The 10,447-nt window shown below is 69.7% G+C and carries 8 protein-coding genes; 4 read left to right on the top strand and 4 right to left on the bottom strand.

Annotated elements, in window-relative coordinates; translation table 11 throughout:
• The first annotated feature begins 109 nt into the window (after positions 1–109).
• From glgX to AC07OX_RS24285, 4 genes are all read left to right on the top strand, one after another.
• Positions 110–2,188 carry a glycogen debranching protein GlgX gene (gene glgX, locus AC07OX_RS24300; protein ID WP_495262140.1) on the top strand — a complete coding sequence of 693 codons (2,079 nt, stop codon included), beginning with the start codon at positions 110–112 and terminating at the stop codon, positions 2,186–2,188.
• Positions 2,189–2,279: 91 nt separating this feature from the next.
• The gene (glgC, locus tag AC07OX_RS24295; protein WP_390347118.1) at positions 2,280–3,617 is read left to right on the top strand and encodes a glucose-1-phosphate adenylyltransferase; all 1,338 of its coding nucleotides are present in this window, start codon (positions 2,280–2,282) and stop codon (positions 3,615–3,617) included.
• Between the two features lie 14 nt (positions 3,618–3,631).
• Positions 3,632–5,101 (top strand): glycogen synthase GlgA, encoded by a 1,470-nt coding sequence (gene glgA, locus AC07OX_RS24290; protein WP_495262139.1) that lies wholly within the window; start codon positions 3,632–3,634, stop codon positions 5,099–5,101.
• Between the two features lie 43 nt (positions 5,102–5,144).
• Positions 5,145–7,628: a glycogen/starch/alpha-glucan phosphorylase gene (locus AC07OX_RS24285; RefSeq protein WP_495262138.1), complete on the top strand. Its 2,484-nt coding sequence runs from the start codon at positions 5,145–5,147 to the stop codon at positions 7,626–7,628.
• Between the two features lie 24 nt (positions 7,629–7,652).
• On the opposite strand, the gene AC07OX_RS24280 is transcribed toward AC07OX_RS24285, so the two are convergent.
• The 4 genes from AC07OX_RS24280 to AC07OX_RS24265 form a co-directional block, all read right to left on the bottom strand.
• The gene (locus AC07OX_RS24280) at positions 7,653–8,123 is read right to left on the bottom strand and encodes an ExbD/TolR family protein (RefSeq protein ID WP_062481048.1); all 471 of its coding nucleotides are present in this window, start codon (positions 8,121–8,123) and stop codon (positions 7,653–7,655) included.
• Positions 8,124–8,138: 15 nt separating this feature from the next.
• Positions 8,139–8,834, bottom strand: a complete 696-nt coding sequence (locus tag AC07OX_RS24275) for a MotA/TolQ/ExbB proton channel family protein (protein WP_354345458.1) — start codon at positions 8,832–8,834, stop codon at positions 8,139–8,141.
• Positions 8,835–8,861: 27 nt separating this feature from the next.
• Entirely contained in the window at positions 8,862–9,662 is an 801-nt protein-coding gene (gene dapB / locus AC07OX_RS24270; RefSeq protein WP_095747406.1) for a 4-hydroxy-tetrahydrodipicolinate reductase, read from the bottom strand.
• Positions 9,663–9,837: 175 nt separating this feature from the next.
• Entirely contained in the window at positions 9,838–10,398 is a 561-nt protein-coding gene (locus AC07OX_RS24265; RefSeq protein ID WP_062481043.1) for an outer membrane protein assembly factor BamE, read from the bottom strand.
• Positions 10,399–10,447: the final 49 nt, after the last annotated feature.

Raw genomic sequence — 10,447 nt, 5'->3', positions numbered from 1 at the left:
AGTGGGGTCGCCTTTCTTTGCTTACTTTCTTTGGCGAAGCAAAGAAAGTGAGTCGCCCGCCGGGGCGAGTCCCGGCCTCGGAAAACAACCCCACGGGGAGGCCCACAACATGCTGAGCCCAGGCCACCCCCACCCCCTAGGCGCAACACTCACGCAGCAAGGCGTCAACTTCGCCCTCACAGCGCCATCAGCCAGCAAAGTAGAACTCTGCCTCTTCGACAGCACAGGCAAGAGCGAACAACAGCGCCTTCCACTCCCAGAATGCACCGACGGCATCTGGCACGGCCTGCTTCCCAACGCAAGAGCCGGCCTGATCTACGGCTACCGAGTCCACGGCCCGTGGGCACCCCATGAGGGGAAGCGCTTCAACCCCGCCAAGCTCCTCCTCGACCCTTACGCCCGAGAAATCCTCGGCCACTACAACGGCAGCGACCTCTTCCTGGGCCACGCCCCCACAGACCCGACCCAACGCGACCACAGAGACAACGCCCCCATCGCCCTCAAGGCCCGCGTCACAGCCCCCAGCAACGCACCCAAAACAGCCGGCCAGGCCCGCATCCCCCCCACAGACCGCGTCCTGTACGAACTCCACATCCGCAGCCTCACCCACCAGCACCCAGGCGTTCCCGAACCGCTAAGAGGCACCTACGCAGGCCTCGCAGAACCCGCCGTCCTCGACCACCTGCAACGCCTGGGCATCACCACCCTCAGCCTCATGCCCGTGCAGCACCGCGCCGACGAACAGCGCCTGCTCGCCAAGGGCCTGACCAACCACTGGGGCTACAACACCGTCGGCTGGTTCGCCCCCGAAGCGAGCTTCTGGAGCGGCCGCCCCGGCACCACGCCCGCCAGCGAGTTCCGCGCCATGGCCGATGCGGTGCATGCGCGCGGCATGGAGCTGGTGATCGACGTGGTCTACAACCACAGCGCCGAAAGCGACGAACTCGGCCCCACGCTCTCGCTGCGCGGCATCGACAACGCCCTGTACTACCACCTGCGCCCCGACGACCGCGCCCTGTACGAGAACTGGGCCGGCACGGGCAATTGCCTGAACCTCGGCGAGCCGCGCGTGCTGCAACTCGTGATGGACAGCCTGCGCTTCTGGGCCTGCGAGATGGGCGTCGACGGCTTCCGCTTCGACCTAGCCCCCGTGCTCGGCCGCGACGCGCAGCGCGGCTTCGATGCGCGCGCGCCCTTCTTCGCGGCCATCGCGCAAGACCCGGTGCTGTCGCGCACGCTGCGCATCGCCGAGCCCTGGGACCTCGGCCCCGGCGGCTACCGGCTCGGCGAGTTCCCGCCCGGCTGGCTCGAATGGAACGACCGCTTCCGCGACACGCAACGCGGCTTCTGGCTGCGCCAGGGGCGCGAGGGCGCCGCCGACCTGGGCGACTTCGCGCACCGCTTCACGGCCTCCAGCGCAAGCTTCGCGCACGACGGCCGCGCACCGACTGCGAGCGTCAACTTCATCACCGCGCACGACGGCTTCACGCTGCGCGACCTCGTGAGCTACGAACAGCGCCACAACCTCGCCAACGGCGAAGACAACCGCGACGGCCATGCGCACAACCTGAGCACCAACTGCGGCGTCGAAGGCCCGAGCGACGACCCCGCCGTGCGTGCGATGCGTGCGCGGCTGCAACGCACGCTGCTCGCCACGCTGCTGCTGTCCCAGGGCACACCGATGCTGCTGGCCGGCGACGAGCTCGGCCACAGCCAGGGCGGCAACAACAACGCCTACTGCCAGGACAACGAGACCACCTGGCTCGGCTGGATCGGGCTGTCCGACCCGGCCAGCGACCGCGCGCGCCTGGCGGCCTTCGTCGCGCAGCTCACCGCCCTGCGGCGCGAGGCGCCGGCGCTGCGCAGCGCGCGCTGGTGGCCGGCCGAACCGCCGGCCGACGGCGCACCGCCGGGCCTGCGCTGGCTGCGCCCCGACGGCCAGCCGATGGCGCCAGCCGACTGGCACGCGGGCACGGCCCTTGCGATCCTGTTCGGGCATGCCGAGGACGCCTGGCTGGTGCTGGTGAATGCAGGCCCGGGCCCCGTCACCTTCACGCTGCCGAATGGAGACTGGCGCTGCTGCCTGGCGACCGATGCCGAAGACCCCGACGCCTTGCGCGCCGCGCCCCGCCCGCTGGGCCGCGCGGTGGAGGTGCCGGTTTCGAGCCTCTGGCTTGCAAGAACGTAGGAGCCAAGCCCACGGCACAGTGCCAGACTCGGTGCGGACACTCTGACGACGACGACGAATTCAACAAGCGAACGAACGAACGGAGACACAGATGGACAAGCTCAACACCCAGGGAACCCAGGCCCCGCAGCCCCCCCTGCAGGCCCATCAACTGGTCCGCCGCACCATCGCGCTGGTGCTGGCCGGCGGCCGGGGCTCCCGCCTCAAGCAGCTCACCGACCGGCGCGCCAAGCCGGCCGTGTACTTCGGCGGCAAGTTCCGCATCATCGATTTCGCGCTGTCCAACTGCCTGAACTCCGGCATCCGGCGCATGGCGGTGGTCACGCAGTACAAGTCGCACTCGCTCATGCGCCACCTGCAGCGCGGCTGGAGCTTCCTGCGCGCCGAGCTCAACGAGATGGTCGACGTGCTGCCCGCGCAGCAGCGCATGGGCGACGAGCACTGGTACCGCGGCACGGCCGACGCGGTGTTCCAGAACCTGGACATCATCCAGACCCGCTCCACGCCGCACGACTACGTGGTGGTGCTGGCCGGCGACCACATCTACAAGATGGACTACTCCATCATGCTCAAGGACCACGCCGAGCGCGGCCTGGGCTGCACGGTCGGCTGCATCGAGGTGCCGCGCCACGAGGCCACGGCCTTCGGCGTGATGGCGGTGGACGACGGCCGCCAGATCACCAGCTTCCTCGAGAAGCCCGCCGACCCGCCCGCCATGCCCGGCCACCCCGACCTGGCGCTGGCCAGCATGGGCATCTACATCTTCGACTCGGCCTACCTGTACCGGCTGCTCGAGGAAGACAACGCCAACCCCGACTCGAGCCACGACTTCGGCAAGGACATCATCCCGCGCGCCGTGGCCGAGGGCCGCGCGCTGGCGCATCCGTTCAGCATGTCCTGCGTCACGCGCGCCTCGCGCGGACCCGACGCCAAGGCCTACTGGCGCGACGTGGGCACGATTGATGCATTCTGGGCAGCCAACCTCGACCTGGCCTCGATCACCCCGGAGCTCGACATCTATGACACGGACTGGCCCATCTGGACCTACCAGCGGCAGCTGCCGCCGGCCAAGTTCGTGCTCGACCGCGAGGGCAAGCATGGCATGACGGTCAACACCATCGTCTCGGGCGGCTGCATCGTCTCGGGCTCGAAGATCAGCAGCGCGGTGCTGTTCTCGGGCGTGCGCATCCACTCCTTCTGCGAGATCAACGAAGCCGTGCTGCTGCCCGACGTGGAAGTGGGCCGCGGCTGCCGGCTCAACCGCGTGGTGATCGACCGCGCCTGCGTGATCCCCGACGACACGGTGATCGGCGAAGACGCCGAGGCCGACGCCGCGCGCTTCGAGCGCACGGAAACGGGCGTGGTGCTGGTCACACGCGAAATGCTCAAGCGGCTCGCGCCGGACCCCGCGCCCGCGGCCGCCGCCTGATCGACCGCACCACCATGCGCATCCTCCAGGTCAGCGCCGAGCTGTTTCCCCTCCTGAAGACCGGCGGCCTGGCGGACATCGCCGGCGCCCTGCCCCTGGCACTCATGGCCGCGGGGCAGGAGGCGCGCGCACTGCTGCCGGGCTTTCCCGCCATCGTGGCCGGCGTGCGCGACCTGGCGCCTGTGGCCGAATTCACCGCGCCCTGGGGCGAGCGCTTCGGCCTGCGCGCGGGGCACGTCGCCATCGCCGGCGCGCCGCCGATTCCTACCTACGTGATCGACGCGCCCGCGCTGTACGACCGGCCCGGCAACCCCTACGAAGACACCACGCGCCAGCCCTACGGCGACAACCACCGGCGCTTCGCGCTGCTGGGCTGGGCGGCGGCGCAGCTCGCGCAGGGGCTCGACCCCGGCTGGCGGCCCGACATCGTGCACGCGCACGACTGGCACGCGGCGCTCGCGCCCGCCTACCTGGCCTTCGCGCGGCGCGCGGGCGGCCCGCGCACGGGCAGCGTGTTCACGGTGCACAACCTGGCCTACCAGGGCGTGTTCGCGCCCTGGCACTTCGCCGAACTTGGCCTGCCGGCGCCGGCCTTCCACATGAACGGGCTGGAGTACCACGGCCAGATCTCCTTCATGAAGGGCGGCCTCTACTTTGCCGACCAGCTCACCACCGTGAGCCCGACCTACGCCCTCGAGATCCAGACGCCCGAGCAGGGCTGCGGCCTGGACGGCCTGCTGCGCCAGCGCGCCGGCGTGCTCAGCGGCATCCTCAACGCGGTCGACGACCAGGTCTGGAACCCGTCCACCGACGCCGCGCTGGTGCAGGGTTACCAAACGCCCGAGGGCCGCCACATGGCCGGCAAGGCGCGTTGCAAGTCGGTGCTGCAGCGCCAGCTGGGACTGGCCGAGCGCCCCGACGCGCCGCTGTTCATCGTGGTGAGCCGGCTCACCGAACAGAAGGGCCTGCACCTCGTGCTCGGCGGCCTCGACACGCTGCTGACGCAGGGCGGCCAGCTCGCGCTGCTGGGCAGCGGCGAAGGCTGGCTCGAAGAGGCCTTCCGCCAGCGCGCGGCGGCGGCGCCCGCCTCGGTGAGCGTCACCATCGGCTACGACGAGACGCTGGCGCACCAGCTCTTCGGCGCGGGCGACGTGACGATCGTGCCCTCGCTGTTCGAGCCCTGCGGCCTCACGCAGATGTACGGCCTGAAGTACGGCAGCCTGCCGCTGGTGCGCCGCGTGGGCGGGCTGGCCGACACCGTCGTCGACTGCACGCTGGAAGACATGGCCAGCGGCGCCGCCACCGGTTTCGTGTTCGACCGCTTCGAGGACGCCGACTACGACCGCGCCCTGCGCCGCGCCTTCGCGCTGTACGAGCGCGCCCCCGACTGGCGCCGCGTGCGCGGCAACGCCATGCGGCGCCCGGCCGACTGGGGCACGGCGGCCGCGCAGTACATCGATGTGTACCAACGGGCGCTGGCCTGAAACCCCCGCCCCACACCCCACCACCCACTCCGGGAACGCCTCCATGACGATCAAGGACTTCGCCTACGACCACCCCGACCGCGACGTTGCCGCCTTCAAGCGCGCGGTGGCCAACAAGCTGATCTACGCCGTCGGCAAGGACCCCGTGGCCGCCAGCCCCGACGACTGGCTGCACGCCACTGCGCTGGCCGTGCGCGACCAGCTCGTCGAGCGCTGGATGACGACCACGCGCGCCAACTACGCGCAGGACCTCAAGCGCGTGTACTACCTCTCGATGGAGTTCCTCATCGGGCGCACCTTCACCAACGCGCTCCTCGCCGTCGACCTGTACGGCACCGTGCGCGAGGCGCTGGCCGACTTCGGCGTCGACATGGCGGCGCTGGCCGAGCGCGAGCCCGATGCGGCGCTCGGCAACGGTGGCCTGGGCCGGCTCGCGGCCTGCTTTCTCGATTCGATGGCCACGCTCGGCGTGCCCGGCATGGGCTACGGCATCCGCTACGAGTACGGCATGTTCCGCCAGCGCATCGTCGACGGCCAGCAGGTCGAAACGCCCGACTACTGGCTCACGCGCGGCAATCCGTGGGAGTTCCAGCGGCCCGAGGTGAACTACCGCGTGCGCTTCGGCGGCCACGTGCAAAAACGCGAAGGCAAGAACGCGCCCTACGGCGCGGCCGACTGGGTCGACACGCACGACGTGCTGGCCGTGGCCTACGACACCATCATTCCCGGCTACGGCACGCAGGCCACCAACACCTTGCGGCTGTGGTCGGCGCGCGCCACCGAGGAGATCGACCTGTCGGCCTTCAACCGCGGCAACTACATGGCGGCGGTGGAGAGCAAGAACCACTCCGAGAACGTCTCGCGCGTGCTCTATCCCGACGACTCCACGCCCTCGGGCCGCGAGCTGCGGCTGCACCAGGAGTACTTCTTCTGCAGCGCCAGCGTGCAAGACCTGCTGCGCCGCTACCTGCGCAACCACACGAGCTTCGACCAGCTGTCCGAAAAAGTCAGCATCCACCTGAACGACACGCACCCGGTGCTGGCCGTGCCCGAGCTCATGCGCCTGCTGCTCGACGAGCACGGCCTGGCGTGGGACGTGGCCTGGGGCCACACGCAGAAGGTGTTCAGCTACACCAACCACACGCTGATGCACGAGGCCCTGGAAACCTGGCCGGTCGAGATGCTGGGGCGCATCCTGCCGCGCCACCTGCAGATCCTGTACGACATCAACGCGAAGTTCCTGGCCGCCGTGACGCAGACGCACGGCCAGGACGTCGAGCTGGTGCGCCGCCTCTCGCTGATCGACGAGACCGGCGAGCGCCGCGTGCGCATGGCCTACGTGGCGGTGCTCGCGAGCCATTCGGTGAACGGCGTGTCGGGGCTGCACTCGGAGCTGATGAAGCAGTCGATCTTTGCCGACTTCGCGAAGATCTTTCCCGAGCGCTTCAACAACAAGACCAACGGCGTCACGCCGCGCCGCTGGCTCGCCCAGGCCAACCCGCCGCTGGCCGCGCTGCTCGACCAGCGCATCGGCAAGGGCTGGCGGCGCGACCTGTCGCAGCTCGAAGCGCTGCGCCCGATGGTCGCGCAGCCCGCCTTCGTGCGCGCCTTTCGCCATGCCAAGCGCGAGAACAAGCTGCGGCTGGCCAACTGGGTCGGCGAGCACCTGAAGCTCGACCTGGACACCGACGCGATGTTCGACGTGCAGGTCAAGCGCATCCACGAGTACAAGCGGCAGTTGCTCAACGTGCTGCACGTGATCGCGCGCTACCACCGCATCCTCGATGCGCAGGCCAGCGGCGCGCCGGTCGACATCGTGCCGCGCGTGGTCGTGTTCGCGGGCAAGGCGGCCTCAGCCTATGCGATGGCCAAGCAGGTGATCCGGCTCATCAACGACGTGGCGGCCACCGTGAACGCCGACGCGCGCGTGGGCAAGCTGCTGAAGGTGGTGTTCCTGCCGAACTACAGCGTGAGCCTGGCCGAGATCATCATGCCGGCGGCCGACCTGTCGGAGCAGATTTCCACCGCGGGCACGGAAGCTTCAGGCACCGGCAACATGAAGTTCGCGCTCAACGGCGCGCTCACCATCGGCACGCTCGATGGCGCCAATGTCGAGATGCGCGAGAACGTCGGTCCCGAGAACATCTTCATCTTCGGCCACACCACGCCCGAGGTGGCCGACATCCGCGCCCGCGGCTACCAGCCACGCGAGATCTACGAAGAGAACGCCGAACTCAAGCGCGTGCTCGACGCGGTCCGCGACGGCGCGTTCTCGCCGGGCGAGCCGGCGCGCTACCAGGGCATCTACGACGCGCTCGTGAACTGGGGCGACCACTACCTGCTGCTGGCCGACTACGCGAGCTATGTCGCGAAGCAGGCCGAGGTCGATGCGCTGTACCGCGACGCGGAGGCGTGGACGCGCATGGCGACCCTCAACGTGGCGGGGATGGGGGCGTTCTCGTCGGACCGGACGATCGCCGAATACGCCCACGAGATCTGGCACACGAAGCCAGTGATGCTCGGCTGAGGCGGGCGGGCCGGGCCCGCAAGCTCAGCGCGTTTTGGCGGGGGCCGCCTCGGCCTCGGTGACAAAGCCGATGCGGCTCAGCCCGGCCTTGTTCGCGATGCCCATGAGCGCCACCACCTTGCCGTAGGGCACGGTCTGGTCGGCGCGCAATTGCACCTCGGTGTCCTTGCTGTCGGCGGCGGCCTTTTCGAGCTGGGCGGTCAGCTCTTCATCGGTCACCGGCTTGTCGTTCAGGAAGACCTTGCCCGACGCATCGACCGACAGGCTCACGAACTTCGGCGTGTCGTTGGGCTGGCCCGCGTCGGTCTGCGGCAGGTCGAGTTTGATCGAGCTGGCCATCAGCGGCGCGGTGATGATGAAGATCACCAGCAGCACCAGCATCACGTCGACCAGCGGCGTGACGTTGATGTCGGACAGCGGCCGCTGCCCGCCCGCGCCCATGGCCCGCCCGCCGCCTGCGGCGCTGCTGCCCAGTGAGGTGCGTCCAAAGGCCATGGCGTGCGCTGCGCCTTAAACAGGCATCGGCCGCGCGGGCGGCGGTGCGGCGGGTGCCGGCGCTTCGCCGAAGCTGCCGAGCAGGTCGTGCGCGAAGCCTTCGAGCTCGGCCTCGACGCGGCCCACCACACGGCCGAACACGTTGTAGGCCAGCACGGCCGGAATGGCGACGGCGAGGCCGAAGGCCGTCATGACGAGCGCCTCGCCGACCGGCCCGGCCACCTTGTCGATGGTGAAGCCGCCGGCCTGGCCCGCGATGCCCGCGAGCGCGCCGTAGATGCCCCAGACGGTGCCGAGCAGGCCGACGAAGGGCGCGGTGGCACCCACGGTGGCCAGCAGGATCTGCCCGGCCTGCAGGCGCCGCAGCGCGCCGTGCAGCGCGCCACGCAGCACGCGCGTGAGGCGCTGGTTGCGGTCGACCGTGGCGCCGAGCGTGCCGCCGGGCGCTTCGGTGGCGGCCTGGCGCAATGCGGCCACGGCGGGACGCACGAGTTCGGCGCGGTCGAAGGCTTGCAGCTTCTGCTCGGCCTCGACCAGGGTGGCCGACTGCCAGAACGCCGCGATGCTGCGCAGCACGTCGCGCGTGCCGCCGCGCAGCAGCCAGGCTTTCCAGAGGATCACGACCCAGCTGGCGATCGACATCGCGAGCAGCAGCGCGGCCACCGAACGGCTGACGCCGTCACCGTGGGTCAGCAGTTCGAGCACGCTCATTCGCGTCCTTGGTTGTGGTGCGCGTGCTTAGCGCAGGCCCAGCACGTCGAACATGTCGAACAGGCCGCTGCGCTGGCCGCTCAGGAAGCGCACCGCACGCAGCGCGCCTTGCGCGTAGGTCACGCGGCTGGACGACTTGTGGGAGATCTCGATGCGCTCGCCGATGCCCGCGAACAGCACGGTGTGGTCGCCCACGATGTCGCCGCCGCGGATGGTGGCGAAGCCGATGGTCGACGGGTCGCGCTCGCCCGTGATGCCTTCGCGGCCGTACACGGCGCAGTCCTTGAGGTCGCGGCCCAGCGCATCGGCGATCACCTCGCCCATCTTGAGCGCGGTGCCCGAGGGCGCGTCGACCTTGAAGCGGTGGTGGGCCTCGACGATCTCGATGTCGTAGCCGGTGGCCATCGCACGGGCGGCCATGTCGAGCAGCTTGAGCGTGACGTTGACGCCCACGCTCATGTTGGGCGCCATCATGATGGCGATGTCTTTGGCGATCTCGGCGATCTCGGCCTTCTGCGCATCGCTGAAGCCGGTGGTGCCGATCACGGCCTGCACGCCCAGCTCGCGGCACACGGCCAGGTGCGCCATCGTGCCTTCGGGTCGGGTGAAGTCGATCATCACCTGCGCGTCCTGCAGGCCGGTGCGCAGGTCGGCCACGATGGGCACGCCGCTGGTGAAGCCCAGGAAGGCCGCGGCATCGGCGCCGAGGGCGGCGCTGCCGGCGATGTCGAGCGCGCCGGCCAGGCGGCAGTCGGGCGCGTTGCGCACGGCTTCGATGAGCATGTGGCCCATGCGGCCCGAGGCGCCGGCGATCGCCACCCGGCGCAGCGCGGGAGCGGAGGAAGAAGAAGCGGAGGTGGGGGTGGTGGTCGGTTCAGTCACGGGGATTCGGTCGTTGAAAAGTCCCTACGGGAGCCATGGACACCGACAAAAGCAACCCCACCGGTCCGGCGGGCACCGCCCGCAGGAGGGGTGGCCGCCGCCGGAGCCCTGCCGCGCACGCTCAGCGCGCGGCTTCGAGCGGGGGGTAGGCGGCCGGCAGCGCGGGCATGGGGGCTGCCGGGGTGCCGGTGGTGTCGGCTTTCTTGTCGGCCTTGGGCGCGAATTTCTTGAGCTCTTCTTCGGTGGCCTCGAGCTGCGGCACCTTGCCGCTCTTGCGGCGGGTGTCGAGCGTGGCGACGAACTCTTCTTCGCTGGGCATTTCATCGCCCTCGAAGCGGTCCATGAGTTCGCCGTTGAAGAACACGGTCAGGCGGCGCTCCTGCGGATCGACGCCCTGGCGGCGGATCGTGAAGACGTAGTCCCAGCGGTTGGCGTGGAAGACGTCGTTCAGCAGCGAGGTGCCGAGGATCTCGCGCACCTGCTGGCGCGACATGCCGGGCTTGAGTGCCGCGACCTGTTCCTTCGACACGAAATTGCCCTGCACCACTTCGACTTTGTAGGGGGTGACGGCAGACAGCGCGCCACGCGTGCGTTCGCTGAAACCGCTGCAGGCACCGAGGGCGAGCGTCGCCGCAATGGCAGCAACCAGCAACCAGGGCCGGCGTTGGAGGATGGCAGGCATGGGAGAAGAGGGGGTAGCGATATGATCGAACATTGTAGCGGCCGAGCCT

Source organism: Variovorax sp. GW821-FHT09D07 (assembly GCF_059416345.1).
Note: the sequence above shows the minus strand (reverse complement) of the source record. Positions and strands in the feature narration are given on the sequence as shown.

What these genes read in the sequence shown, in the direction of transcription:
- glgX (WP_495262140.1), top strand. Translation starts at nt 110, where the DNA reads ATGCTGAGCCCAGGCCACCCCCACCCCCTAGGCGCAACACTCACGCAG.
- glgC (WP_390347118.1), top strand. Translation starts at nt 2,280, where the DNA reads ATGGACAAGCTCAACACCCAGGGAACCCAGGCCCCGCAGCCCCCCCTG.
- glgA (WP_495262139.1), top strand. Translation starts at nt 3,632, where the DNA reads ATGCGCATCCTCCAGGTCAGCGCCGAGCTGTTTCCCCTCCTGAAGACC.
- AC07OX_RS24285 (WP_495262138.1), top strand. Translation starts at nt 5,145, where the DNA reads ATGACGATCAAGGACTTCGCCTACGACCACCCCGACCGCGACGTTGCC.
- AC07OX_RS24280 (WP_062481048.1), bottom strand. Translation starts at nt 8,123, where the DNA reads ATGGCCTTTGGACGCACCTCACTGGGCAGCAGCGCCGCAGGCGGCGGG.
- AC07OX_RS24275 (WP_354345458.1), bottom strand. Translation starts at nt 8,834, where the DNA reads ATGAGCGTGCTCGAACTGCTGACCCACGGTGACGGCGTCAGCCGTTCG.
- AC07OX_RS24265 (WP_062481043.1), bottom strand. Translation starts at nt 10,398, where the DNA reads ATGCCTGCCATCCTCCAACGCCGGCCCTGGTTGCTGGTTGCTGCCATT.